The organism is Exiguobacterium sp. UBA6282, from assembly GCF_002440475.1.
GTDB lineage: Bacteria > Bacillota > Bacilli > Exiguobacteriales > Exiguobacteriaceae > Exiguobacterium_A.
In genome coordinates this window covers 83,468-108,815 of sequence record NZ_DJUM01000038.1, presented here as the reverse complement: position 1 = coordinate 108,815, position 25,348 = coordinate 83,468, and the positions used below count along the sequence as shown (strand labels likewise).

The following is a 25,348-nucleotide window of genomic DNA, read 5'->3' as shown; positions in this document are numbered from 1 at the left end:
GTTATCCGCGAAACGATCTCTTGTATGCGGACGATCAAGCTGGTTTAATCAGCGAAATCAAAGCGCGTCTGGATATTCCAGCCGACAAGAAAGTCGTTTTGTACGCACCGACATGGCGGGATGACGAGTTCATTGCGCGTGGAAAATACCGCTTTGATCTCCAACTCGACTTGAACGAGATGCAAGCCCGACTCGGTGACGACTACGTCGTCTTACTCCGGATGCATTACTTGATTGCACAAAACATGGACATCAGTGGACATGAAGGATTTGCCTATGACGTGTCGTCATACGGTGATATCGCAGAGTTGTATTTAGTCAGTGACGTGCTAATCACCGACTATTCGTCTGTCTTCTTCGATTATGCGCACTTACAACGTCCGATGATCTTCTTTACGTATGACTTAGAGAAATATGCATCGACGTTACGTGGATTCTACTTCGATTTCGAAGCAGTCGTTCCGGGACCACTCCTAAAAGAAACGGATCAAGTCATCGATTATATCGAACAGATTGATACGAAGTCTGTCGCTTACCAAGAAAAATATGATCGCTTCCTCGAACGGTTCTGTAGCTTGGATGACGGCACAGCAAGTGAACGTGTTCTTGCTGAGTTGTTCCCGAGCACAGCACAGTCAACGATTGAGGATGAAACAACAGAAACAGAATGACGATTATCAAAATGAGAAATGGCTTAATAAAGCCGTTTCTCATTTTTTGTTCCCACCCATTAATTGCTAAGCGTAAAGACAAAAAAGCCTCCTTCCTTAATGGAAAGAGGCATTCAAAACGATTTAGTTACGGACGAACAAGGCAACGCTCTCAACGTGTGTCGTATGTGGGAACATATCGACTGGTGTCACTTCAACGAGTGTATAACCGAGCTCCGTCAACAACTTCGCGTCACGTGCTTGTGTCGACGCATTACATGAGACGTAGACGATCCGCTTCGGTGCGACATCTGCTGCAGCACGTAAGAACTCTTCGTCACAGCCTTTACGTGGTGGGTCGACGACGATGACGTCCGGTTGGATACCTGCTTTAACGAGATCAGGCATGACCTTCTCAGCTGCACCGTACTCGAACGTCACGTTCTCGATCCCGTTCGCTTGTGCGTTCCGGCGTGCGTCATCGATTGCTTGCGGTACGATTTCGATACCGTAGACGTGCTTCGCTTGTTTTGCGAGTGACAATGAAATCGAACCGATTCCACAGTATGCATCAACGACTGTCTCATCTCCTGTCAACTGAGCATACTCGAGCGCTTTCGCGTAGAGTTTCTCTGTTTGCAACGGGTTGACTTGGAAGAACGAATGCGGTGAGATCTCATATGTCAAACCAGCGATTTGATCGCGAATGACGGACGGTCCGTACAAGACGACGTTCTTTTTCCCAAGAATGACGTTCGTATCATCCGGGTTGATGTTGTGCTGGATCGAAGTGACGTTCGGTAACGCCTTTAAGATTCCTTCGACGATTTTATCGATACCGCGAAGTTGTTTGACCTTCGTGACGAGAACGACCATCAACTCGTTCGTATGATAGCCATGACGTGCCATGATATGACGAATGACACCTGCTTTTTTCTTCTCGTCGTATGCTGGGACTTTTAAGTCAGCGAGGACTTTACGAACCGCTTGGACAGCTTCATCGTTTTCTTTGTTTTGGATCAAGCAGTAGTCCATATCGATGATCCGGTGGCTCCGTTTTTGATAGAAGCCAGCCATCAATTTGTTCGATTGGAACGCGACCGGTACTTGTGCCTTGTTGCGGTAACCCCATGGATCTTCCATACCCATCGTCTCGTGGACCGGAATCTCGAGGCCTGCTAGGCGCGCGAAAGCGTCACGAACGCGGTTGTGCTTGAACTTGAGTTCTGCGTCGTATGACAAATGTTGCAATTGGCAACCGCCACACTGGTTGTAAACTGGGCAAGGTGGCTCGACACGATCGGCACTCTTCGTCTTTTGACGGATGATGCGACCGAATCCGTAAGACTTCGTCGTTTTCGTGATCTTGATCTTGACCTGCTCCGTTGGCAATGCGCCTGGGATGAAGACCGTATATCCATCGATGCGCGCGACCCCTGACCCTTCATGTGTCAGGTCGACGATCTCGACGACGTGTTCATCGTTCTTTTGTACTGGAATCATGAATATCCTCCTTAAAAACCTCGCTTCACGCGAGGTTCATTTCTGCTTCTTGTAGTTGTGTATTGATCTGTTCCATTTCTTCGATCCGGAACTTTGGTGTCATGACTTCGAAATGAGAGCGAAGATTCGTCATCTCACCTTCGCAGATGCCGCCAAACTCACCATCAATGTTCAAACTCATCTCTGATGTATTCTTCATACGGACGAATGAGGTCGTGACATGCTCGATGCAAGGGTCCGAGAAATGATCCCCTTTCAAGGCAAGACGCATGACACGAATTAATTCGACGAGGTTACATTTCTTCAGGATGAAGAGATCAAACCGACCATCGTTAAGTGACGCGTTCGGTGACAACTTCTCGAATCCACCGACAGAGTTCGTATTGGATGTCAAGAACAACATGACTTCTCCTTTGAATATACCCTTTTCATGCTCCAGTTCGACATATGTTGGTCGGATTTGCGGAAGTTTCTCCATCCCTTTGACATAGTACGCGAGCTGTCCAAGTGCCGTCTTCAGCTTTGAAGGCACTTCGTACGACAGTTCTGTCATGATGCCGCCACCAGCGATGTTGATGAAGTAATGGACGCCTGTCGACCCTTCGATCTTACCGATATCGACCGGCATCGTATGTCCTGTGCAGATGACATCCATCGCCCCTTCGATCGTCAATGGAATACGCATCGCTCGACCAAAGTCATTCGTCGTTCCAACAGGTAGTACACCAAGCTTTGGACGTTTGCTATAAGCTGCCATTCCGCTGATCACTTCATTCAACGTACCATCGCCGCCTGCAGCGACGACAAGATCAAAGTCTGCTTCGCATGCTCGTGCTGCTTCATACGTCGCATCGCCGACCGCTTTCGTCGAGTAGACAGATGTCTCATAACCCGCTGCTTCGAGTCGGTCGAGGATATACGGTAAATTTCGTTTAACCATCTCTTTCCCGGAAGTCGGGTTATAAATCACGCGCGCTCTAGGTCTCATAAGATTTTCTCCTTTTTGACTCAACCGTTCATTTGATACATAACTGTTTTATTCTACATGAACTCTCGAGACATTACAAAGCCAAAAAAGACAGCGTCCGTTTCTTCACCTCAGCGAGGGAGAGACGGACGCTATCTTAAGTGGAACTTATTTCAGTTTTTCGAGCTCTTCGTAGAAGAGTTGATCAAGGAGAGCAGGGTTTGCCATTCCTTTTGTTTTCTTCATGATCTGACCGATGACGAAGCCTTTCTTCCGATCACGTCCACCGAGTAACTCCTCGACGACGGCTGGGTTCGCTTCGAACATCTCGACGATGAGACCACGCAACAATCCTTCATCCGAAATTTGTGCAAGACCGTTTGCTTCAACGTATGCACGCGGCTCGACACCTTCTTCGATGACTGCCGTGAAGACTTGTTTGGCGATTTTCGAAGAAATCGTGCCGCTTGCGATCAAGTCGATCATCTCTGCCAAACGCGCTGGTGTCATCTTGACTGTTTCGAACGTTTCCGTCGATTTATTCAAGTGACCTTGGATCTCACCGACTGTCCAGTTGGCTGCTGCTTTTGGCTCTGCACCAGCTGCAAGTGTCGCTTCGAAGTACTCTGCCATTTCACGTGTGACCGTCAATTGTTTCGCATCATACGCTGAAAGACCGAGTTCTTCTTGATAACGAACACGGCGTGCATCTGGAAGTTCCGGGATACCGGCACGAATCGCTTCTTTCCAATCGTGATCCAGTACGAGCTTGACGAGGTCAGGCTCTGGGAAATAACGATAGTCCGACGCCCCTTCCTTGACACGCATGAGGACGGTTTGTTTTTTCGTCTCATCGAAACGGAGTGTTTCTTGACGCATCACACCACCCGCAAGCAATAGTTTACGGTGACGATCTTCTTCAAACTCAAGCCCTTTTAAGACGTTTCCGAATGAGTTTAAGTTCTTGAGCTCTGTTTTCGTACCGAACTTCTCTTGTCCGTATGGACGCACCGAGATGTTACAGTCGCAACGGAGTGATCCTTCTTCCATCTTGACGTCTGAGACGCCTGCATATTGCAAGACTTCTTTGAGACGTTCGAGGTAGGCGACTGCGTCTTTCGGTGAACGCATATCCGCTTCACTGACGATCTCAATTAGCGGTGCGCCTGTCCGGTTGAAGTCGACGACCGAGTGGTTGGCACCCGTGTGGTTCATCTTACCGGCATCTTCTTCCAGATGGACACGTTCGATTCGGAAGCGTTTCGTTTCGCCATCGACTTCCGCATCGATGTAGCCATCAAAGCCGATTGGTTGATCAAACTGCGAGATTTGATACGCTTTTGGCGTATCCGGATAGAAATAGTTCTTCCGGTCGAATTTTGTTTGATCGGCTACTTGACAGTTGAGTGCCATCGCTGCACGAACGGCGAGTTCGACGGCTTTTTCGTTGATTTTCGGCAAGACGCCCGGGTGTCCAAGACAAATCGGACACGTTTTCGTGTTCGTCTCTGCGCCATATTCCCGCGCACAACCACAGAACATCTTCGTGTTCGTGCTCAGTTCGGCGTGGACCTCGATCCCGATGATTGTTTCAAAGTTCATGATACATTCGCTCCTTATAACTTCGGAAGCGCGAATCCACCTGTCGCAAGCTCAAACGCATGCGCAGCGCGATAGATCGTCGCCTCATCGAAATGTTTTCCAATGATTTGTAAGCCGACCGGAAGACCGTCGACGAATCCAGCTGGAACCGAGATCGCTGGGACACCTGCTAAGTTAATCGGAATCGTCAAGATGTCATTCGCATACATCGTGACCGGGTCATCGAGCTGTGCACCGAGTTCGAATGCTGGTGTCGGTGCTGTTGGTCCGATGATGACGTCATAGTTCGCAAGGACATCTTCGAAATCTTTTTTGATTAACGTCCGAGCTTGTTGTGCTTTTTTATAGTAGGCATCGTAGTAACCAGAGCTGAGTGCATACGTTCCGAGCATGATCCGGCGTTTGACTTCGTCTCCGAATCCTTGTGAACGGGAATACTTGAAGACATCTTCAAGTGCGTCCGCTTCCGCGCGGACACCGTAACGAATGCCGTCAAAGCGTGCGAGGTTCGAAGATGCTTCTGATGAAGCGAGTAAGTAGTACGTCGCAAGCGCATATTTCGAGTTCGGAAGTGAGACTTCGTCAACCGTTGCACCGAGTGCTTCGAGTTTTTGGATCGCTTCACGGATGTTGGCTTTGACGCCTTCACTGACACCCTCGCCGAAGTATTCTTTCGGAACAGCGATCTTCAAACCTTTGATATCACCAGTCAACGCTTGTGTATAATCCGTTGCTGCAACGTTCGCAGACGTCGAATCCATCTCACAGTGTCCTGCGATCGCGCTCAAAAGATACGCGTTATCTTCGACTGTTCGTGTCAACGGACCAATTTGGTCAAGGGACGACGCGAACGCAACGAGACCAAAACGTGAGACGAGACCGTAAGTCGGTTTCAACCCAACGACACCACAATAGGCAGCCGGTTGACGAATCGAACCACCTGTATCCGAACCGAGGCTGAACAAGACTTCGCCTGCTGCGACAGCAGCTGCTGAACCACCCGAAGAACCGCCTGGAACGTGTTTTGTATTCCATGGATTGCGAACCGGTTTGTACGCTGAGTTCTCGTTTGAAGAACCCATTGCGAACTCATCCATGTTCAACTTCCCGATTGTGATTGCCCCTGCTTCATGCAGACGCTCGACGACCGTCGCATCATGTGCTGGTACGAAGTTCTCAAGGAATTTCGAACCACATGTCGTCGTCATTCCTTTCGTGACGATGTTATCCTTGACGCCGATTGGAAGACCAAACAGTGGGTTCGCTTCGTGTTTCGCGACATCATCCATTCGTTTCGCTTGCTCGAACGCTTCTTCATTCAATGAGAGAAACGCACCGATTTTTCCGTCGACGCGGTCGATTTGATCAAAGGATTCCTTGACGAGTTCAGAAGCTTTGACTTCGCCATCCTGAATGAGTGTGTGTAATGTTTTGACACCATGTTCAAAAAGTGACATCGGGTCATTTCCTCCTTATTCGAACACCGCTGGGACGCGGACTTGTCCGTCTTCCCAATCGGGTGCGAGTCGTTCTACTTCCGTACGCGGAAGTGATGGACGTACTTCGTCCTTACGTAGGACGTTCTTTAAATCGAGGACATGAGTCGTCGGTTCGACGCCTGTCGTATCGAGTTCATTTAATTGTTCAGCGAACCCAAGAATCTTCTCGAGTTGTCCTGTGAATTGTGCTACTTCTTCATCTGTCACGGCAAGGCGTGCCAAATGCGCCACGTGGCGGACTTGCTCCTCATTAATCTTTGCCATGTCATTCCACCTCCGGAACTTTTGCGATATATTTTACACTATTTCTAATCATAGCACTTTTTGTCCAGACAAAAAAGACGATGGTGCATCGGGGGGAGGTCCGCACCATCGTCCTTATAGGGGTAGCAAAGCTTCCGGGCGGAAAGCTTCTAGTTATGAAATACCCGGTTTAAATCAGACGAAACAAAAATACTGAATATTCATACTAAGACATCGAAGAGTAAATAGATATTGAAGACGATGACGATCGAGACGATGATCCATGCCAACGCGTTCATGAAATGACTGTTTCGATATTCCCCCATGTACCGTTCACTCGCTGTCGCCCGAATCAAAGGGATTAGCGCGAACGGAATCCCGAACGATAAAGCGACCTGACTCAGGACAAGTGCTCGTGTCGGATCAAAACCGGAGAAGAGCAACAAAATCGCCGGTAACATCGTCACAGTCCGTCGAACGAACAACGGCAATTGAAGATGGAGGAATCCGCGCATGATCGCGTCACCTGACATCGTACCGACACTCGATGATGCAAGACCTGAAACGAGTAAGGCAATTGCAAACAGATACGGCGCGATGCCACCAAGCGTGACATGAAGTCCCTCATAGATCGCTTCAAGTGAACCAGCTTGATATTTCGTACCGTAAAATACACTGGCCGCGATGACGAGCATTGCTCCGTTGACCGCTCCGGCGATCAGCATCGCTCCCCAAATATCGAAGCGTTGGATTCGTAACAGCGGTATTTTGTTTGCAACATGTCCCATCCGTCGCTTCGTTAAATCGGAATGGAGATAGATCGCATGTGGCATGACGGTTGCTCCGAGCATCCCGGCAGCAAGCACGATACTCGACGTACCTTCAAATCCCGGTACCAATCCTGCCGATAGATCGCGAAAGACCGGATGGACTTCAAATACTTCAATTGCAAAAGCAGCAGCGATGATTAAAACGAGCACCGCGATGACGGCTTCGAAATGTCGAAGTCCCTTTTGCTCGAATCCGAGGATGACGAATGATAAAACTGCCGTCAACAGCGCCGCCATGCGTAAGTCGATCGCAAACAGTAAATGAAATCCGAGTGCGGCTCCGACGAACTCCGCGAGATCGGTCGCCATTGCGACGAGTTCCGCTTGTACCCAGTAAAAGAAGCGATAGACCGGCGATAACTCTTCTCGAATCACCTCCGCTAAACTAAGATTGCTGACGATTCCAAGTTTGGCTGATAGGAACTGAATGACGACGGCCATCAAGTTCGAGGCAACGATGACCCAGAGCAGTAAATAGCCATATTGAGCACCTGCCGTCATGTTCGTTGCAAAGTTTCCCGGATCGAGGTACGCGACGGCAGCAACGAACGCCGGTCCGATATATGTCCGTTTTTTGGGTACGTCTTGTGTAAGTGGCTGTGTCACCATCTCATTCACCTCACTTTTTGTTTTTATTATACGCTCATTTTGCGTAAGCGCAACAAATATGTTTATGGTAAATAATAACGTATCAAGTAAACAAAAAAAGGAGTGTCTCCTTTACTCAGGAAACACCCCTTTCCGTTATTTAGACGATTTTTCGCTCAGGCTCTGCACCTTTTAGTTGTGCTTGTACTTGATCGAACTCATCATAGATTGCTTGACTTGGTTCCTTCGTCACGAGACTACCGATAACGAGCGCGATCGTCGAAGCGATGAATGCTGGAATCATCTCGTACATTTCCGAAATATACGATGGTAATCCATCTACATTTTGGTTAATGAGGATCCAAGCGATAACGACGACAGATCCCGTAATCATTGAAGCAAGTGCTCCCGTCTTGTTCATCCGGCGCCACAGTAAGCTGAACAGCACGACCGGACCGAATGCTGAACCAAAACCAGCCCACGCGTATCCGACAAGCGTCAAGATCGACTTCTGTGCTCCGAACGATAAGAGAATTGCAAGTAATGCTACGACAAGAACCATAGCACGCCCCATCAACATCAATTCACGGTCTGAAGCATCACGTTTAAAGAAACGGTGATAGAAATCATTCGTTGCCGCACTTGAAGAAACGAGCAGCTGCGTTGAAATCGTCGACATGATCGCAGCAAGTAAGGCTGCAAGCAACAACCCTGTAATGAACCCTGGGAAAAGGTCACGTGATAATTGAATGAAGACATTCTCTGGATTTTTTAATCCCGCACTTTGTTGCGTGTAATAGGCATATCCGATCAAGCCCGTCACCATTGCACCAACGATCGAGAACGTCATCCAAATCATCCCGACACGACGCGCCGACTTCATCTCATGTAAGTTACGAATCGCCATGAAACGAACGATGATATGCGGCTGTCCAAAATAGCCGAGTCCCCACGCGAGAAGCGAGATGATACCGATCGTCGTCGTCCCTTTGAACAGTTCCAGTTTCGAGCCGCCTGTCGACCGGATCGTCTCCAGTGTATCATTAATCCCACCACTTAAAGTCAGCGCGACAGCTGGTACGATCAGCAATGCGATGACCATGATCATCCCTTGCACGACGTCCGTCCAACTGACGGCAAGGAAACCACCGAGGAAGACATACGCAATGACGACGCCTGCGAGAATCCAAAGACCTGTTGTATATTCAAGACCAAAGACAGCTTCGAATAAACGACCACCTGCGACAAAACCACTTGATGCGTACATTATAAAGAATATTAAAATAACTCCAGCTGAAACGGTACGCAAAACACCACTTTTATCGTGGAATCGTTTTTCAAAGTAATCGGGAATCGTGATTGCATCCCCTGCATGTGCCGTATACGCACGCAGACGAGGCGCGACGAGTAACCAGTTGGCATAAGCGCCAAGTAATAATCCGACGACAATCCATCCACTGGACAGACCAGTTGCATACATCGCACCCGGTAAACCCATCAACAGCCACCCACTCATGTCACTTGCTCCTGCAGAGAGCGCCGTGACGACGGGACCGATCGTACGTCCTCCAAGCATATAGTCATTCATGTTCTTCGTCCGATAATACGCAATGACGCCAAGTGCGACCATCAGGCCGAGATATAGCAAAATCGCGAACCACATTCCGTTCATCCTTGCTCCCCCTTTTTCCGTGATATAAGAAAAACGGGTGTGCAGGTCGCACACCCGTTTCATCTATTAAACACCATTTCAGAACATTTCTGAAGTAGTTTTTGCTTGAAGATGTAAAGTCAAGTAATCCGGTCCGCCCGCTTTCGAATCCGTACCTGACATGTTGAACCCACCAAATGGTTGGTAGCCAACGATTGCGCCTGTGCAACCCCGGTTGAAGTAGAGGTTACCGACGTGGAAGTTCGCACGTGCGTACTCTTGATTCGTCCGGTCTTGCGTGATGACAGCACCTGTCAATCCGTATTCCGTGTTGTTTGCGATATCGATTGCTTCTTTGAAATCTTTCGCTTTCGTGAAGGCGACAACTGGTCCGAAGATTTCTTCTTGCATCAAACGATCCGTTGGTTGAACGTCCGCGACGACTGTCGGTGAGACGAAGAATCCTGTTGAATCGTCAGCCGTACCACCTGCGACGATGCGTCCTTCTTCTTTTGCGACGTCGAAGTACGACGTGATTTTCTTGAAGGCTGCTGCATCGATGACTGGTCCGACATTGTTTGAGACATCCGTCGGGTTACCGATGCTGAGTTTGTTTGTGTTCGCGACGACTTTTTCGAGCAACTCGTCATAGACAGAGTCGAGTGCGACGACACGTGAACAAGCTGAACATTTTTGACCTGAGAATCCGAATGCCGCTTTCGTGATCATGTCCGCTGCGTAATCGAGGTCAGCCGACTCATCGATGACCATCGTATCTTTTCCGCCCATTTCCGCGATGACACGTTTGAGCCAGATTTGACCTTCGTTCAGTTTTGATGCTCGCTCATTGATGCGAAGACCGACATCACGTGATCCCGTGAAGCTGATGAAACGTGTTTTTGGGTGATCGACGAGGTAGTCGCCGACTTCTGCTCCTGAACCGGGTACGAAGTTCAAGACGCCTGCCGGAAGACCAGCTTGCTCCATCACTTCAACGAATTTCGCTGCGACGACCGGTGTCGTCGATGCTGGTTTCAAGAGGATCGGGTTCCCTGCCACGATTGCTGCGACGGCTGTTCCAGCCATGATCGCGAGTGGGAAGTTCCATGGTGAGATGATGACACCGACACCGAGTGGAATGTAATCGTAACGGTTGTATTCGCCTGGACGACTCTCGACTTTCTTACCGTCTTTTAAGACGAGCATCTGACGTGCGTAGTATTCGAGGAAGTCGATTGCTTCTGCTGTATCCGCATCCGCTTCATTCCAAGGCTTCCCTGCTTCTTTGACGAGGTAGGCAGAGAACTCATGCTTCCGCTTACGGATGATGTTCGCTGCTTTGAATAGGACGTCCGCACGTACAGACGGATTGACGAATTTCCATGTTTCGAAGGCTGTGACTGCTGCTTGCATCGCTTCTTCTGCATGTTCCTGTGTCGCTTTTGAGACACGTCCGACGATCTCTTCTTTGTTGGCCGGATTGACGGAGACGATTTTATCTTCCGTCGTCACATGTTTTCCACCGATGACGAGCGGATAATCTTTGCCGAGTTCTTGCGTGACGAGTGCAAGTGCCTCTTCGAACGCTTTCTTGTTTGCTTCTTGTGAGAAGTCCGTGAATGGTTCGTGTTTGTACGGAATCATCTCTATTCCCCCTTTAATCTCTACTTTAAATCGCTTACATTCTCCATTGTACAGAAGCATGAGTCCGCTTACAATTATTCTAGTCAAAAAAATAAAGGAGCGACCGATTCGGTCTCTCCTCGTTCCTCTATCATTCCTTCGCTTGTGAAAAAACAATCTCTTCGTTTTCGATCGAGACTTTGACGTCTTGTCCTTGGAATAACCAGTCATCTTGGTCAGATACGACGAAATGAATACCGTCGACGACTTCCTCGACCGCTGCCCGTTCGACTTCTTCCATATGAACGCCGACGGAGAAACCTTGCGTTAAATCCGTTGATCCACCATATTTTGCGAAAAAGCGAATCGTATCGCCCGATTGTGCTTCCATCTCATTTTTAAAGTATTGCAATGCCTCGTCTGTAATATGAATTTTCATATCTATCACTCCCCTTTCGTTTAGTGTACCGATATCCTACTCAAAAAAGCGAATTTCCTGTATGGTAGAGACAAGATTAGCTATGAAATCATCAAGGAACACCCATCTAGGAGGAATTCGAATGAAACGATCGCTCGTAGTGCTGCTTGCGACCAGTCTCGTACTCGTCGGTTGCGGAAACGATTCCCCGTCTTCTACAAATACCAAATCCCCGAAGACGACGGAAACGAAACAACAGAAGGCTGAACAAGCCGTTCTCGATATCTATCAAACCTATGAAAAAACGCTCGGTCAATCGGGACGAGCAGATGCGAAAGACCTCGCATCGATTGAATATACAGGTGACGCAAAACAACTTGAACCCCTCGCCGTTGGTGCGAAGAACTTGAACGTCATTCCTGGTAAAATCGTCAGGTCGTTCCAAAAGGGTGACGTCGCTTATATCATCCATGAATTCAAGGATGCGAAGGGAGCAATTCTCCCGAACCGCGGATCGAAGCTGTTATTGAAGAAAGACGATGAGTGGAAGATCGTTCTGACACCGACGACGTTCGACCCGGCCGTCTTCTCGACGCTTGGTGATCTGTTCACTGGGTTTAACGCCGATGAGTATGGTGTCAATGCGAAAGCAGCAGACAAAATCGGGAAAACGGATGAAAAAGAACAGGATGCCGTCTTCTCTCGCGTCAATGCACAAACGGATTATATGGCGCTTGAGATGAACAGTAACATTCTGATGATTTACGGTGAGGCGCTGAAGAATGAAGGAAACCCTGAGACGCTTGTTGATTACTATCAAGACTATGCGGATTGGTATGAGGAAGAACAGCCTCTCCTCATGAAGACAGCGAAAGCCGGTACGGATTATGAGAAGTACTTGATCGCACTCGATCCATTAAAAGAAAGTCTTCAAAAGAAGCTTGAAAAATATGCGGATCAATTAAACATGGAATTAGGATAAGGAGGAATTTTTCATGCAAGCACCAACATTCACCCTTCCAAATGCACAAGGAGAACCAATCTCCCTTGAGGATTATCGCGGAAAAAAAGTCGTACTTTATTTCTATCCAAAGGATTCAACGCCGGGTTGTACGACCGAGGCATGTGATTTCCGAGATGCGACGCAAGCTTTTGAAGAGAACAACACCGTCATTCTCGGCGTCTCCGCCGATAGCCAGAAGCGTCATCAGAACTTTATCGCGAAATACGAATTACCGTTTCAATTGTTATCAGATGTCAATCACGAAGTCTGTGAACAATATGGCGTCTGGCAATTAAAGAAGAACTACGGTAAGGAATATTATGGAATCGTACGCTCGACTTTCTTAATCGATGAATCCGGTGAAATCGTCAAGGAATGGCGTAGTGTGAAAGTAAAAGATCACGTCGCAGAAGCACTTCAATACGTACAAGAACAGAAATAATTCGAAGAACCAGTTGAATCATTCAACTGGTTCTTTTTGTATGTGCAGATTATTAATATTCCTAATTTTATCCTTACATAAAAATAATTTCATGTAAGGAAACGTTGGTATCACACACAAATTTAATGATTTTGAAATAATCTGAAAATATTCTATTGATTTTTCTGAATATTGTATTTATTATTGATAACAAGTTGATCCGGTGCTTTCCATAGCTTAAGAATAAAAGGCGATGACCCCTCTTATTTTTAGTCGGACACCGGATCGCTATCCTATCGGTTCTTTTCGTTTCACCATATATATCTATTTCTTTTGGGAGGGATTTACTTTATGAAGAAGAAAAAGGCACTCGCACTCGTCGGAGCACTGACAATCGCTGGATCAAGTCTTGCGGCATGTTCGACGACAGATGAAGGTAAAAAAGAAGGCGGCTCGACGTCAGGCGACAAAACTTCAGACAAACAAGTCTTGAACTTAACGAGCGGTTCAGACATTCCGGCTCTTAGCCCGACAGTCGCAACGGACTCTGTATCCTTCACGGTATTGAACAACGTTCAAGAAGGTCTGTTCCGTCTTGACGACAAACAAGAAGCAACACCAGGTGTTGCTGAGAGTGTAGATGTTTCGGAAGATGGACTTACATACACGTTCAAACTTCGTGATTCAAAATGGTCGGATGGCAGCGATGTCACAGCAAAAGACTTCGAATATGCGTGGAAACGCGTCCTCGATCCGAAGAGCGGTTCGCAATATGCGTATATCATGTATATCATCGACGGTGCGGAAGCGTACAACACGGGTAAAGGGAAAGCAGATGACGTTGCAGTTAAAGCGGTCGACGACAAAACACTCGAAGTCAAGTTGACGCAACCGGCTGAATACTTCAAATCATTGACTGGTTTTGGTTCATTCATGCCGCTCAAGCAAGAATTCGTCGAAAAACAAGGGAAAAACTTTGCGACGAAGCCGGATACATTCCTCTACAACGGACCATTCACCCTCTCGGATTGGAAGACGGAAGTCGGCTGGAGCTTTAAGAAGAACGACCAGTACTGGGATAAAGACAACGTCAAGCTCGATGACATCAACTTCAAGATCGTTAAGGAAGTCTCAACGAGCGTCAACCTTTACGAAAAAGGTGATGTCGACCAAGTCGGTCTGACGAGTGAGTTCGTTGATCAGTACAAAGATAGCAAAGAGTTCGATACGCGTCTTGATGCGTCAATGTACTACATCCAAATGAACTTCAAGAATGAACTCTTGAAAAACAAGGATATCCGTAAAGCGATCGATTCGGGATACGATAAAGCGCAGATGGCGAAAGTCCTCTTGAACAACGGTTCGATCCCTGCGTACTACTATGTACCAAAAGACTTCGCAAAAGGTCCAGACGGTAAAGACTTCCGTGACGGCAACGAAGGCTTCGGTTCATACGACGCTTCTTCAGCCAAAGCATCGTTCGAAAAAGGTCTCAAAGAAGTCGGTAAGAAATCGGTGAAACTCGAGCTTCTTTCGTACGATGATGACAACTCGAAGAAAATCTCTGAGTACCTCAAAGGCGAGTGGGAGAAAAACCTTCCAGGTCTTGAAGTCACGATCAAACAACAACCGTTCAAGAACAAATTGGATCTTGAATCAAAAGGTGAGTTCGAACTGTCATTCGCAGGATGGGGACCTGACTATCAGGATCCGATGACGTTCCTCGATATGTGGGTAACAGGTGGACCATACAACCGTGGTAAGTACACAAGCGATAAGTATGATTCACTCATCAAATCGGCTCAAAAAGAAGTCGATGCAGCAAAACGTTGGCAGTCACTGAAAGATGCTGAGAAAACACTCCTTGAGGATGATCAAGCCATCTCAGTCATGTACCAACGTGGAGCATCCTTCCTACGTAAACCGTATGTCAAAGGAGTCGTCAACCACAAAGTTGGTGCGGATACTTCGTACAAATGGGCTTCCATTGAAGGAAAATAAGTTATATCCGAAGACCAGATTCGCTGACGAGCGTGTCTGGTCTTTTTTTCCATATGAGCCGTTTGTCCTATTTTTCTGAATAGAATTAAAATTTCGTGTCATTCTGTTTTCATTTCCATGACTTCCATTTATACTAAGCAAAGAATCCGATTCACTTTATTTACAATATTTTGCGGGAATTATTCATAATTAATGGAAATGTACCGATATATCTAATACAGAGGACTTTTGCCTCAATATTACATCGAACTAGGAAGGAGGACTCACTCATGAAGCAACGTGTACTTACGAGTCAACAGAGTTATACAGAAGAGCAACTTGAGATGATTGAAGCCATCCGCGCGGTCGGTGAACTCATCCAGGATCGTCCACGCCGCACTGTCTATCGCCGTTATGCTCTCGTGAATGACTGGCCTCAGCCAGAAAACATCATTCGTCAATTCGGTTCATGGCCAGAAGCCTTATCTGCTGCTGGATACGAGTGGAATGTCGATCAACAGCCGGAGGAACTCGAGCGTGCACCTAAATACACGAAAGACGAGATCTTAAAGTCATTCGAACGGTATGCACAAGACGTCGGCTCGACGATCACGCTCAAAAAGTATCAAATGTGGCGTAAATCCGTCCATCATGCCCCGAGTCACTATCATATCGTCAAGATGTTCGGTTCATGGCATGACGCCTGTACCGCAGCAGGACTTGAAGCAAGTGTCACCTATTCAAAAGCAGAACTTGCTGCTTCCCTGCGTCAAGCAATCGAAGAAGTTGGCTTCTCCCTCTCCTTTGAAGCATATCGAGAATGGGCAAAGCGAAACAACAAACCATCGACGAAAGCCTTACTTCATCGCTATGGGTCTTGGTCAGCCGCGATCCATGCGATCGAAAACGAGATTCGCCTTAGTAAAAAACAAGCCCAATGAACTTATACCTTCTTCAATCCTTCTCGTTCATTTGAACTGGAAGGATTTTTTACATCAAAAAAGAAGGTGACGCATCCGCCACCTTCTATTCGCTTCTTTAAATGACCTTCTCTTTCCACTCCTGATACGATGCGACACGATCGCGTCCTTGGAACTTGGCACCGACGTACATCGCCCGGTCCGCATTTCGAATCAGACTCGCGAGATCCCCAAGTTCCTTTAACGTATCGATTCCGATACTTGCTGTGATCTGAAGGGTGTGACCTTCAACTAAAATAGGATGCGCATGTAACGTCTCACGAATCCGTTCTGCAACGATTTGTGCGGAATCAATATCCGTATTTGGTAGCAAAATGACGAATTCCTCTCCCCCGTAACGCGCAACGAGATCCGTGATACGTGTTGCTTGCATCAATAACTTCGCGACTTCAAATAAAACGACATCTCCGACTTCATGACCATACGTATCATTGATTTGTTTAAAGTGATCCAAATCAATCATCAATGCAGAGAACGGATACAGATCGCGTTGTTTAATACGACGATCGCCCCACTCTTGTAGCGCACGATAGTTTGGCAATTTTGTCATCGCATCTGTTCGACTATCCGTCAATAACCGCTCTCGCTCGTGCGCTCGTTCAACGGCCCATGATAGAACACGTAAAGCGCGGTATAACTCGTATCCGAAATCCTTCGTGAACTCTCCACTCGCATGGGACGCAAGGAATAAGGAGCAGTTAATCGTCTCCGTCGCCTCCGGTTGGATGAAGAGGACAGATTGTGTTTCTTCTGGCAGACAATCGTACAGACGAATATCCCATTCCTGTTGCATGCCGTAAAGAAGGACTTCTTCTTTTTCGATGATATCTTCAATGATTCGTCCTTCGACATGATCTGCTTTTAACTTTCGTCCATCCTTCAACGAATAGTAGACAGTCTGCTTGCCTTCTTCAAAATCAAACTTAATCCAAGCGATATCCGGTTTGACGAATTGATTGAGCTGTCGCAGATATCGCTCGATGATGAACTGTGCATCGCCGTCCTTCCAAGCTGCTTCTTTCAATCGCTCGATCTGCTCCCAATGTTCGATACGATCAGACGCTTCGACCGAACTCCCGAGTGCTCGTTTGATGATGAACAATGCAAATGCTGCCATGACGAGTCCACTATTCCCATTCCCTTGGACGACGAGTGTACTGAAGATCCCATATAACAGTTCTGCCGTGATGACGACTGCTTCAAAACGTAAGAGCTGGAACATGACGTCACTCGGAATGTTTTCTCCGAGAAGAAATCGAGATAACTGGTATTGTAACAAGAGTACGATCCAAAGGATCGCGACCATCGCTAGTAACGGAACGATGTTTTCTGTCAACAGGAATGCGTCTCCGTGTGTTCCACCTAGGGCATTATAGGCAAGACCTGCTGGCACGATCAGAAACAACTCGAGCGCGACATTGAACGGATAGTTGTGCAACATCCGACGACGTCCGATCGGCGTATGGATCGTCCGCAACTGATAGATGAGCATCGTCAGTTGACCGACGAAAATCGCTGATAACAAACCATATGATAAGAACGTAAAGAGAACAAATCCAAAATGAAAGGTAAAACTCATATGACGACGGCGGACAGGATCGATGACGAAAATCGTCGACAAGGCGGCAATCAATAAGAACGTAAACAAATCGATGCTGAGATTATAATCCTTTGACTTCGCAAAAAGATCGATGCCAATGACGATTACGAAAAAAACGACCCAGCTTCGGAGGAGATATTGTTGAAAACGACGCACAAAACATTCCCCTTCCTCTTAAGTATGTATTTGTATATTACTGGAAATAGACATGTCCATTATTCTACTTTTCAAGCAAAATGTCGAACTTCGATAGTATCCTTTGATACAATTGATGTGAGGTGATATTTTTCATGACAAACACATTCACGCAACATGCATTCGATACATTTCAGATTGATGGATTAGAACCCCGGATGGAAGCGATTCGTGAACGGATTCAGCCTGTCTTCCGCGACATCGGTCAAGAAGTCGCACCTGACTTGACGGTCGCAACAGCAGAAGATGTCCATGTCCACATCGCGCAACATGCTCGGCGGAAGGTCAATCCTCCGAAAGATACATGGATGGCATTCTCACCCGATAAACGTGGATATAAAAAACATCCGCACTTTCAAATCGGTCTATTTGATGATCACTTGTTCATTTGGCTCGCTTATATTTATGAGTTACCGAACAAACAACAATATGCATCAAAACTGTTACAGCATACGGAACTGCTGACGACTCTTCCGGATGATTTCGTCGTTTCTTATGACCATATGAAAAAAGACGCGGTTCCTGTTCACGCGACGGATCTTCAAAAAGGTTTACAACGTTTCCACGACGTCAAAAAAGCAGAGTTCCTTGTCGGTCGCCATATTCCGGCAGAACAAGTTCATCAATTGTCACGCGAAGAATTACTCGAAATGATTCGAAATACCTATTCGCATCTCGTACCACTCTATAAAACGATTAAATAAAAAGGATGGCCGAATCGGTCATCCTTTTTCGTTAGTTATATTTTACTAGAATTGACATGACTTGTGTACGGTCGGAATTTAAATTTAGATAAATGTTGACCTGTTTCAAGGAAACAGTCATGACGTTGAATGTTTTATCGAGTTTCGCTGTCGGATATGCTTTTTTAGCTTCTTTGACCGTCACCGTCCGTTTGATTTGCTTTGGATCATAGACGATGGCGCTAACTTTAGCTTTTGTGTCCTTCACGCCATACGTTGAACAGTAATGAAGGGAGCGATCTGCTGAAGCAAGACCATTTCCACTTTGACACCAATTGGAGTTCTTTTCCCCTTTGTACGCTTTATGTACTTGTGCAAGTGTCGTTTTTTCAAGTACGACTTTTCCATCGAGTGAGCGCGCTTGTTTCGCTTGTGTTTGAATTTCTTGAAGCCATTTGACGTCTGATTGTTTTGACGCCTCGACCGGTTGCTGTTTATATGAAGTGCCTGACACGATGCTGACAGTGAGAGCGGCAGTTAAGATGATTCCTAGAACTTGTTTCATGATGATGTCCTCCCCGGTGCCTGTAAAAAGGCGTTGATAATAAACTGATTCCCCTATTTCAAAAAATTATTCAGTTTTTACAGTTTTTTTTTGGGAACTTATATTTATTTTTATGAAGAGAAATAAAAAAAAGAACCTAGTGCCCCTAGCACTAGGTTTTTCCTCATTTCTTATGCATCTTAAACTCTAAGAACAACTCATTGTAATGCGCGAGCATCTTCTTCCCGAGGTTCTCATAGACTTCAAGCGTATCAGTGACTTGTTTATCAGGATAGAATCGTTTATCTGTCCGAACCGATTTGTCGAGTAACTTTAAGCCTTCTTTGTTCGGTGTCGAATAACCGACGTAGTCCGCATTTTTCGCTGAAATATCTGGGCGTAACATGAAGTTGATAAACTGATGTGCTCCCTTGACGTTTTTAGCTGTCTTTGGAATGACGATATTATCGAACCAGACGTTCGAGCCTTCTTTTGGAATGACATAGTCAAGTTTGTCGTTTTCACTCATGATCTCGTTTGCATCTCCAGACCAGACGACACCAAGTCCTGCTTCTTCGTTCGCAAGCAATAACTTGATTTCGTCCCCGACGATCGCTTTGACATTTGGCGTCAAACGCATCAGGTTCGCTTTTGCTTCCTGTAGCTTCGACTCATTCGTCTCATTCAAGGAATAACCGAGACTGTTCAAACTCATACCTATCACTTCACGCGCACCATCGGCAAGTAGAATCTGGTTCTTCAGCTTCGGATCCCATAGATCCTTCCAGCTCGTCGGTTTTTTTCCGATCAAGTCTTTGTTGTAGACGATACCGACCGTTCCCCAGAAATACGGAATCGAATATTTATTTTTCGGATCAAAGGATAGATCCAAGAAACGTGAATCGATATTTTTGAGATTCGGGATTTTTTGATGATCAATCGGCAGGACGAGCTTCTCATCGATCATCTTTGCGATCGCATAGTCGGATGGAACGGCGATATCGTACGTCGTTCCTCCCTGTTCGATTTTCGTCAACATCGCTTCGTTCGAGTCGAATGTCTGATAGACGACCTTGATGCCACTCTCTTTTTCAAACTGTTTGATCAGTGCCGGGTCGATATAATCGCCCCAGTTATAAATGTTCAGGACATTCTTACCTGAATACCCTTGTGTCTCGTTTAACTGATTCAAGGTGAAGAGGATGACACCCGAGATCAAGAAAATCGCGACGAATAATTGAATCAATTTTTTCAACGGTCATTTCACCTCCGGTCGCGAAAGCTTCGTAGCAGCTCGTTGGTTCAAGAAGTAGTAGCCGATGACGAGCAAGAATGTAAACAAGAAGATGACGGTTGATAACGCATTGATCTTCATTGAAATCCCTTGGCGGGCAAGTGAGTAGATTTCGACAGATAACGTCGTAAAGCCGTTTCCTGTCACGAAGAATGTCACCGCAAAATCGTCAAGTGAATACGTCAATGCCGTAAAGAATCCAGCAAAGATACCGGGTGTGATGTACGGCAGGACGACCTTCGTTAAGACATCCCAGCGACTCGCGCCTAAGTCACGCGCCGCATCGACGAGCGTTGGACTCATCTCCTGTAATTTCGGCAAGACGAGAATGACGACGATCGGTACCGAAAATGCGATATGAGAGAGTAAGACTGACGTAAAGCCAAGCTGGATTCCAAGCATCGTAAAGAAGATCAAAAACGATGCTCCGATGATGACATCGGGGCTGACGATCAAGATACTGTTGAGCGTCAACAACGACGTCTCGACACGTTTCTTGCGGACCGCCTGGATCCCGATCGCTCCGAATACTCCGAGAATCGTCGAGATTGCAGCTGACAACAACGCGATGACGAGTGTGTTCAAGACGATGATTAACAAGCGTGAATCTTGGAAGACTTCTTTGTACCAATCCCACGTGAACGAATCGAAGTTCGTCATGTTATCAGCGCTGTTGAACGAATAGAATGCGAGATAAAAAATCGGAGCATACAAAATGATGAAGACACCGATCAAATAAAGATTTGCTAGTTTCAGTCGTTTCATCAAGTCGTCGCTCCTTTCTTCCGTTTCGTACTTGTCAAGGCAAGGATGATTGCCATCGCGATGATGAGGAAGACGGCAATCGTAGCGCCCATGCCCCAGTTCTGTGTCACGAGGAATTGCTGTTCAATCGCCGTACCGAGCGTAATGACGCGGTTCCCGGCAATCAAACGCGTGATCATGAACAGTGACAATGCCGGAATGAAGACAAGCTGACAGCCTGATTTCACACCGTCAAGTGTCAACGGAAAGACGACACGACGGAATGTCGTGAAATTTGAAGCTCCGAGATCACGTGCCGCGAAGACGAGCGATGGGCTCAGTTTTTCTATCGCGTTAAAGATCGGTAGGATCATGAACGGAATGAAAATGTAAACCGAGACGAAGACAAAACTGAAATCGGTAAACAGGATTTGCTTCCGTCCGATTCCGATCGCTTCAAGCGTTTGATTTGCGAGACCATACGTACTGAATAATCCGATGAAAGCGTAGGTTTTTAACAATAAGTTGATCCACGTCGGCAAGATGACGAGCAACAGCCAAAGTTGTTTATGTTTCGTCTTCGTCAGCAAATAAGCCGTCGGATAACCGATCAAGAGTGAAAACAAGGTGATCAAAAAGGCATACCAGAACGAACTAAGCGTCATCGTTAGATACGTCGATGTGAAGAAGTTCCGGTAGTTCTCAAATGAAAAATTGCCATCAAGATCAAGGAACGAATAATAGACGACGAGCACAATTGGTGCGATGACGAATAAGGCAATCCAGAATAGATACGGGATGAGATACCAGTTACGTGATTTCTGCATCATAACACCCCGTCGTAGGATTCCAGACGCTTATCAAATTCTTCTTCCGTCTCGTTCAATCGCATGACGTGGATCGCTTCCGGATCAAACGTCAGACCGATTTGTTCACCAACCGTCGCTTTTTTGGTACTGTGGACGAGCCATTCGTTTCCGACTTCATCCATACAGGCGATTTCATAGTGCACCCCACGGAACAACTGTGAGTCGACCGTAACCTTTAGTTTTCCTTGTGTCACGTTCGTAATTTCAAGATCCTCGGGACGAATGACGATTTCGACCGGTTCGTTCAGCTCAAGACCGCGGTCAACACATTCGAATTCTTTTTCTGCGAACCAAACTCGATAATCTTCGATCATACGTCCAGGAATGATATTCGACTCGCCGATGAAGTCCGCGACGAAGCGGTTGATCGGTTCATCATAAATATCTGTCGGCGTTCCCGATTGTTGAATGACGCCGTGATTGAGAACGAAGATTTCATCTGACATCGCGAGTGCCTCTTCTTGGTCGTGTGTGACGAAGATGAACGTGATCCCAAGACGACGTTGTAAGTCGCGGAGCTCATATTGCATCTCTGTCCGCAATTTCAAGTCGAGTGCTGAGAGCGGCTCATCAAGCAAGATGACTTCCGGTTCATTGACGATTGCCCGGGCAATCGCGACACGCTGCCGTTGTCCACCCGACATCTCGGTGATTTCCCGTTTCTCATAACCGGACAAGTTGACGAACTTCAATGCATCGGTCACACGTTGTGCGATTTCCGCTTCCTTCACCTTCTTGATCCGAAGACCAAAAGCAATGTTTTCGAAGACGTTTAAGTGTGGGAACAGTGCGTAATCTTGGAAAACGGTATTAACTTGACGTTTGTTCGCCGGCACATCATTGATCCGTTTCCCGTCAAAGATAATGTCTCCCTCTGTCGCTTCCGAAAAACCGGCGATAAGTCGTAAGATCGTCGTTTTCCCGCAACCCGATGGTCCGAGTAACGTATAGAACTTTCCGCGTTCGATTTCAAAGCTGACTTGATCAAGAACGGTCTGATCGTCATAACGTTTCGTGACGTCCTTGAATTGAATGATCGTAGTATCTGCCAATCTAGTTCCTCCTTTATAGGTATGAGTCGGTTGCGGTCACGAGGACCTTTGTCTCTTGCATTGACTCATTGCGTAATTGATGAATTTCTGAAGCCTTATAGTAAAGTGTCTCCCCTTGCTTCGCTAAAAAAGACTGACGTCCGAGCGTCAACGTGACGTTCCCCGCGAGCACATAGACAAATGTCTCCGCCCCCGACGGTTCATACGTCTTGAAGGCTCCCCCTGGCGCAAGTGTCAGCAGGACCGGTTCCATCTCTTTTTCATTTGATTCCGGGATGAGCCATGTGACATGATACCCTTGTTCTTCGTCCGCATATGTTGTGACATCTTCTTCTCCATAGACGACTTTTTGATTAAGTGCGTCCTCATCAAAGAAATCCTTCGGTGAGATGCCAAGGACTTCAAGGAGATGAAACAGTGTCTCGATCGATGGGGAACTGATTTCCCGTTCGAGTTGCGAGATGTACCCTTTACTCAGGTCTGTTCTTTCCCCGAGTTCCTCTTGCGTCAATCCCTTTTGAAGACGGAGGTTCTTGATTTTTTGTCCGATTGAGTACAATCGACGTCCTCCTCTCATCGGCTTAGTTTAGTATAAGATGACTAAAAGTTTACTAATCACGTACCGATTATAGCGTATTTCATTATTTAATCAACTAAAACGTTTGATATTTTTTAATGTTCATTTGACAGCGAGAACGCTTACACCTACAATTATTATCAGGTACTAATTTGAGGAGGAACTTGTAATGCGGATTGCTTGGATCACTGATAGTACGACGATTTTACCGGATACGATTGCAAAGCGCGACGATCTCTCGGTTGTCCCTTTACTCGTCATGAAGGATGGCGAAAGTTTCATCGATGGGGCCGATGTAAATGCGGAAACCGTCTATAGCTGGATTGATGCAAAACATAAAGTGACGACGAGTCAACCTTCCATCGGTAGTTTTACCGAACACTACGAACGACTAAAAGAAGATTATGACATCGGTTTTGCTGTCCACCTGTCGAGTGAACTGAGCGGAACGTATAACGCGTCCGTCCAAGGCGCAGAAATTGCCGGCTTCCGCTTGATCGCGATTGATTCTCGTTGTGGGATTTATCCGGCTGGTCAGCTCTTAGCAGAGGCAATGGAGCTCGTTGAAGCGGGACATTCGATTGAATCCGTCGAACAGTTCATTCTGGAGCGTCGTTTCGACCACCATATCGAATTCACTGTCGCGAACCTCGATCAATTGCAAGCCGGTGGACGGATCTCCTCGACGAAGGCATTCGTCGGTAACTTGTTGCAACTGCGTCCGTTGTTCCACTTCGAAGAAGGAAAGATCGTTCCATACCAAACCGTTCGGACGTTCAAGAAAGCCCATTCGAAGATTTTTGATCACCTTGTTTTGATTCTCGAGCGCGGTCAAGTGACGGACATCTCGTTGTTCCACGCGACAGCGTATGAACTGGCGCTCGATTGGAAAAATCGACTCGAAGCACAGTTCGACGTCCGGGTCCGAATCGATGATTTAACGCCGGTTCTCGGTTCACATACCGGAAACCCTGCCATCGGCATGTCCTTTTTGAACCCGACGCGTCGACCATGATGACTAATGAAAATGATTTTTGGGTAAACCTTCTTTAGAGAATAAAGGAGGTTTTTTGTTTGAAAAATAAATGGATTTGGCTTAACTGGGTCGGCTTCATCTTTACGATTGCTGTGAACGCCCTCGATGGTGGAAAGACAGGACGGATTTCTGACTCCATCTTTACGTTATTCAAACCGGCTGGTTATGCGTTCTCGATTTGGGGATTGATCTATACGATTTTACTCATTTGGTTGATTCTCCAAACGATCCCAAAATTCAAGGAACATGAACTGGCGAAAAAAATCGGACCATGGTTCCTGATCAGCTGTTTATTCAATGCTGGCTGGATTGTCTCATTCACCTTCGAATTGTTCGTCGTCTCTGTCGTCGTCATCGTTGGTCTCTTGCTGTCATTGATCGTCATCTACTCGAAAATCGACCGCGAGACGAAAGGCTTACGCTTCAAGCTACCTTTCTCGCTTTATCTCGGCTGGGTATCGGTCGCAACGATCGCCGACATCTTCCTAACGATCAACGCAGAGGGCGTGACGTCGTGGCTTGGAATCGGAGATGCCGGTTGGACGATGATTATGCTTGTCGTCGGTGTCATCGTCGCCCTTCTCTTCATGTTCGCAAACCGCGATCCGATTTATCCGCTCGTCTTCGTCTGGGCGTACATCGCAATCAATTTCGAGTCGGATAACGGTCTCGTCGATACGGCGGTTCTCGGTAGCGTCGTCTTATTGTTAGCCGGGTATATCTTCCTTCTTGTACGGATGCGCCGTCGAGTCAGCGTGAGCAAGTGACGTTCCTTTCTCATTCGAACGGCGTATAC

Annotated in this window: 24 protein-coding genes; 8 read left to right on the top strand and 16 right to left on the bottom strand. The window is 46.8% G+C overall.

Translation table 11 applies throughout. The features are described from left to right. A partial coding sequence (locus tag B2751_RS10720; protein WP_290774709.1) for a CDP-glycerol glycerophosphotransferase family protein occupies window positions 1-671 on the top strand: 671 nt, incomplete at its 5' end. Between the two features lie 123 nt (window positions 672-794). On the opposite strand, the gene rlmD is transcribed toward B2751_RS10720, so the two are convergent. From rlmD to B2751_RS10675, 9 genes are all read right to left on the bottom strand, one after another. Next, entirely contained in the window at window positions 795-2,153 is a 1,359-nt protein-coding gene (rlmD, locus tag B2751_RS10715; RefSeq protein WP_056063144.1) for a 23S rRNA (uracil(1939)-C(5))-methyltransferase RlmD, read from the bottom strand. A gap of 25 nt (window positions 2,154-2,178) precedes the next feature. Continuing rightward, window positions 2,179-3,141 carry a diacylglycerol kinase gene (locus B2751_RS10710; protein ID WP_035410224.1) on the bottom strand — a complete coding sequence of 321 codons (963 nt, stop codon included), beginning with the start codon at window positions 3,139-3,141 and terminating at the stop codon, window positions 2,179-2,181. A gap of 147 nt (window positions 3,142-3,288) precedes the next feature. Next, complete coding sequence (gene gatB, locus B2751_RS10705) at window positions 3,289-4,722, bottom strand: Asp-tRNA(Asn)/Glu-tRNA(Gln) amidotransferase subunit GatB (RefSeq protein WP_035410227.1); 1,434 nt, start codon at window positions 4,720-4,722, stop codon at window positions 3,289-3,291. 14 nt (window positions 4,723-4,736) lie between these two features. After that, window positions 4,737-6,179 carry an Asp-tRNA(Asn)/Glu-tRNA(Gln) amidotransferase subunit GatA gene (gatA, locus tag B2751_RS10700; protein WP_035410229.1) on the bottom strand — a complete coding sequence of 481 codons (1,443 nt, stop codon included), beginning with the start codon at window positions 6,177-6,179 and terminating at the stop codon, window positions 4,737-4,739. A gap of 15 nt (window positions 6,180-6,194) precedes the next feature. Beyond that, a complete protein-coding gene (gene gatC / locus B2751_RS10695) occupies window positions 6,195-6,485 on the bottom strand; it encodes an Asp-tRNA(Asn)/Glu-tRNA(Gln) amidotransferase subunit GatC (protein WP_023469336.1) in 291 nt (96 codons plus the stop codon). 200 nt (window positions 6,486-6,685) lie between these two features. Then, window positions 6,686-7,912 carry an Nramp family divalent metal transporter gene (locus B2751_RS10690; RefSeq protein WP_290752594.1) on the bottom strand — a complete coding sequence of 409 codons (1,227 nt, stop codon included), beginning with the start codon at window positions 7,910-7,912 and terminating at the stop codon, window positions 6,686-6,688. A 130-nt stretch (window positions 7,913-8,042) separates the two neighbouring features. Further along, window positions 8,043-9,554: a sodium/proline symporter PutP gene (gene putP, locus B2751_RS10685; protein ID WP_290774707.1), complete on the bottom strand. Its 1,512-nt coding sequence runs from the start codon at window positions 9,552-9,554 to the stop codon at window positions 8,043-8,045. Between the two features lie 78 nt (window positions 9,555-9,632). Next, on the bottom strand, window positions 9,633-11,177 hold the full coding sequence (gene pruA, locus B2751_RS10680; RefSeq protein ID WP_029342578.1) for an L-glutamate gamma-semialdehyde dehydrogenase: 1,545 nt from the start codon (window positions 11,175-11,177) through the stop codon (window positions 9,633-9,635). Window positions 11,178-11,307: 130 nt separating this feature from the next. Then, a complete protein-coding gene (locus B2751_RS10675; protein ID WP_035410238.1) occupies window positions 11,308-11,595 on the bottom strand; it encodes a HesB/YadR/YfhF family protein in 288 nt (95 codons plus the stop codon). A 121-nt stretch (window positions 11,596-11,716) separates the two neighbouring features. Here B2751_RS10675 and B2751_RS10670 point away from each other — a divergent pair, with 121 nt between their 5' ends. The 4 genes from B2751_RS10670 (at window position 11,717) to B2751_RS10655 (ending at window position 15,919) form a co-directional block, all read left to right on the top strand. Next, window positions 11,717-12,556: a hypothetical protein gene (locus B2751_RS10670; protein WP_290774705.1), complete on the top strand. Its 840-nt coding sequence runs from the start codon at window positions 11,717-11,719 to the stop codon at window positions 12,554-12,556. A 13-nt stretch (window positions 12,557-12,569) separates the two neighbouring features. Further along, window positions 12,570-13,019 carry a thioredoxin-dependent thiol peroxidase gene (bcp, locus tag B2751_RS10665; protein ID WP_290774703.1) on the top strand — a complete coding sequence of 150 codons (450 nt, stop codon included), beginning with the start codon at window positions 12,570-12,572 and terminating at the stop codon, window positions 13,017-13,019. 330 nt (window positions 13,020-13,349) lie between these two features. Further along, window positions 13,350-14,999 (top strand): peptide ABC transporter substrate-binding protein, encoded by a 1,650-nt coding sequence (locus tag B2751_RS10660; RefSeq protein ID WP_056063166.1) that lies wholly within the window; start codon window positions 13,350-13,352, stop codon window positions 14,997-14,999. A 269-nt stretch (window positions 15,000-15,268) separates the two neighbouring features. Then, a complete protein-coding gene (locus B2751_RS10655) occupies window positions 15,269-15,919 on the top strand; it encodes a homing endonuclease associated repeat-containing protein (protein WP_290774701.1) in 651 nt (216 codons plus the stop codon). A gap of 97 nt (window positions 15,920-16,016) precedes the next feature. Here B2751_RS10655 and B2751_RS10650 read toward each other — a convergent pair whose 3' ends face one another. Further along, window positions 16,017-17,714 carry a GGDEF domain-containing protein gene (locus B2751_RS10650; RefSeq protein WP_290774699.1) on the bottom strand — a complete coding sequence of 566 codons (1,698 nt, stop codon included), beginning with the start codon at window positions 17,712-17,714 and terminating at the stop codon, window positions 16,017-16,019. A 134-nt stretch (window positions 17,715-17,848) separates the two neighbouring features. Between B2751_RS10650 and B2751_RS10645 the strand changes: the two genes are divergently transcribed. Next, on the top strand, window positions 17,849-18,457 hold the full coding sequence (locus tag B2751_RS10645) for a YktB family protein (protein WP_290774697.1): 609 nt from the start codon (window positions 17,849-17,851) through the stop codon (window positions 18,455-18,457). Window positions 18,458-18,488: 31 nt separating this feature from the next. Here the strand turns inward: B2751_RS10645 and B2751_RS10640 are convergent, their stop codons facing one another. The 6 genes from B2751_RS10640 to B2751_RS10615 all read right to left on the bottom strand — a co-directional run bounded on the left by B2751_RS10640 (window position 18,489) and on the right by B2751_RS10615 (window position 23,516). Next, window positions 18,489-19,001 carry a hypothetical protein gene (locus B2751_RS10640; protein WP_290774695.1) on the bottom strand — a complete coding sequence of 171 codons (513 nt, stop codon included), beginning with the start codon at window positions 18,999-19,001 and terminating at the stop codon, window positions 18,489-18,491. Between the two features lie 163 nt (window positions 19,002-19,164). Further along, a complete protein-coding gene (locus tag B2751_RS10635; RefSeq protein WP_035410265.1) occupies window positions 19,165-20,235 on the bottom strand; it encodes an ABC transporter substrate-binding protein in 1,071 nt (356 codons plus the stop codon). Between the two features lie 3 nt (window positions 20,236-20,238). After that, complete coding sequence (locus tag B2751_RS10630; protein WP_035410268.1) at window positions 20,239-21,039, bottom strand: ABC transporter permease; 801 nt, start codon at window positions 21,037-21,039, stop codon at window positions 20,239-20,241. Continuing rightward, on the bottom strand, window positions 21,039-21,845 hold the full coding sequence (locus B2751_RS10625; RefSeq protein ID WP_081780411.1) for an ABC transporter permease: 807 nt from the start codon (window positions 21,843-21,845) through the stop codon (window positions 21,039-21,041). The genes B2751_RS10630 and B2751_RS10625 overlap by 1 nt, the downstream gene beginning before the upstream one ends. Then, window positions 21,845-22,939 carry an ABC transporter ATP-binding protein gene (locus tag B2751_RS10620; RefSeq protein WP_035410273.1) on the bottom strand — a complete coding sequence of 365 codons (1,095 nt, stop codon included), beginning with the start codon at window positions 22,937-22,939 and terminating at the stop codon, window positions 21,845-21,847. The genes B2751_RS10625 and B2751_RS10620 overlap by 1 nt, the downstream gene beginning before the upstream one ends. Before the next feature lie 13 nt (window positions 22,940-22,952). Beyond that, window positions 22,953-23,516: a helix-turn-helix domain-containing protein gene (locus B2751_RS10615; protein ID WP_035410275.1), complete on the bottom strand. Its 564-nt coding sequence runs from the start codon at window positions 23,514-23,516 to the stop codon at window positions 22,953-22,955. Window positions 23,517-23,685: 169 nt separating this feature from the next. Between B2751_RS10615 and B2751_RS10610 the strand changes: the two genes are divergently transcribed. Next, window positions 23,686-24,531 carry a DegV family protein gene (locus B2751_RS10610; protein ID WP_290774692.1) on the top strand — a complete coding sequence of 282 codons (846 nt, stop codon included), beginning with the start codon at window positions 23,686-23,688 and terminating at the stop codon, window positions 24,529-24,531. Window positions 24,532-24,590: 59 nt separating this feature from the next. Then, complete coding sequence (locus B2751_RS10605; RefSeq protein ID WP_214852355.1) at window positions 24,591-25,319, top strand: tryptophan-rich sensory protein; 729 nt, start codon at window positions 24,591-24,593, stop codon at window positions 25,317-25,319. Window positions 25,320-25,348 lie beyond the last annotated feature (29 nt).

What these genes read in the sequence shown, in the direction of transcription:
- gatA (WP_035410229.1), bottom strand. Translation starts at nt 6,179, where the DNA reads ATGTCACTTTTTGAACATGGTGTCAAAACATTACACACACTCATTCAG.
- pruA (WP_029342578.1), bottom strand. Translation starts at nt 11,177, where the DNA reads ATGATTCCGTACAAACACGAACCATTCACGGACTTCTCACAAGAAGCA.
- B2751_RS10630 (WP_035410268.1), bottom strand. Translation starts at nt 21,039, where the DNA reads ATGAAACGACTGAAACTAGCAAATCTTTATTTGATCGGTGTCTTCATC.
- B2751_RS10625 (WP_081780411.1), bottom strand. Translation starts at nt 21,845, where the DNA reads ATGCAGAAATCACGTAACTGGTATCTCATCCCGTATCTATTCTGGATT.
- B2751_RS10615 (WP_035410275.1), bottom strand. Translation starts at nt 23,516, where the DNA reads ATGAGAGGAGGACGTCGATTGTACTCAATCGGACAAAAAATCAAGAAC.
- B2751_RS10640 (WP_290774695.1), bottom strand. Translation starts at nt 19,001, where the DNA reads ATGAAACAAGTTCTAGGAATCATCTTAACTGCCGCTCTCACTGTCAGC.
- B2751_RS10660 (WP_056063166.1), top strand. Translation starts at nt 13,350, where the DNA reads ATGAAGAAGAAAAAGGCACTCGCACTCGTCGGAGCACTGACAATCGCT.
- B2751_RS10655 (WP_290774701.1), top strand. Translation starts at nt 15,269, where the DNA reads ATGAAGCAACGTGTACTTACGAGTCAACAGAGTTATACAGAAGAGCAA.
- B2751_RS10670 (WP_290774705.1), top strand. Translation starts at nt 11,717, where the DNA reads ATGAAACGATCGCTCGTAGTGCTGCTTGCGACCAGTCTCGTACTCGTC.
- gatB (WP_035410227.1), bottom strand. Translation starts at nt 4,722, where the DNA reads ATGAACTTTGAAACAATCATCGGGATCGAGGTCCACGCCGAACTGAGC.
- rlmD (WP_056063144.1), bottom strand. Translation starts at nt 2,153, where the DNA reads ATGATTCCAGTACAAAAGAACGATGAACACGTCGTCGAGATCGTCGAC.
- putP (WP_290774707.1), bottom strand. Translation starts at nt 9,554, where the DNA reads ATGAACGGAATGTGGTTCGCGATTTTGCTATATCTCGGCCTGATGGTC.
- B2751_RS10675 (WP_035410238.1), bottom strand. Translation starts at nt 11,595, where the DNA reads ATGAAAATTCATATTACAGACGAGGCATTGCAATACTTTAAAAATGAG.
- B2751_RS10710 (WP_035410224.1), bottom strand. Translation starts at nt 3,141, where the DNA reads ATGAGACCTAGAGCGCGCGTGATTTATAACCCGACTTCCGGGAAAGAG.
- B2751_RS10610 (WP_290774692.1), top strand. Translation starts at nt 23,686, where the DNA reads ATGCGGATTGCTTGGATCACTGATAGTACGACGATTTTACCGGATACG.
- bcp (WP_290774703.1), top strand. Translation starts at nt 12,570, where the DNA reads ATGCAAGCACCAACATTCACCCTTCCAAATGCACAAGGAGAACCAATC.
- B2751_RS10645 (WP_290774697.1), top strand. Translation starts at nt 17,849, where the DNA reads ATGACAAACACATTCACGCAACATGCATTCGATACATTTCAGATTGAT.
- gatC (WP_023469336.1), bottom strand. Translation starts at nt 6,485, where the DNA reads ATGGCAAAGATTAATGAGGAGCAAGTCCGCCACGTGGCGCATTTGGCA.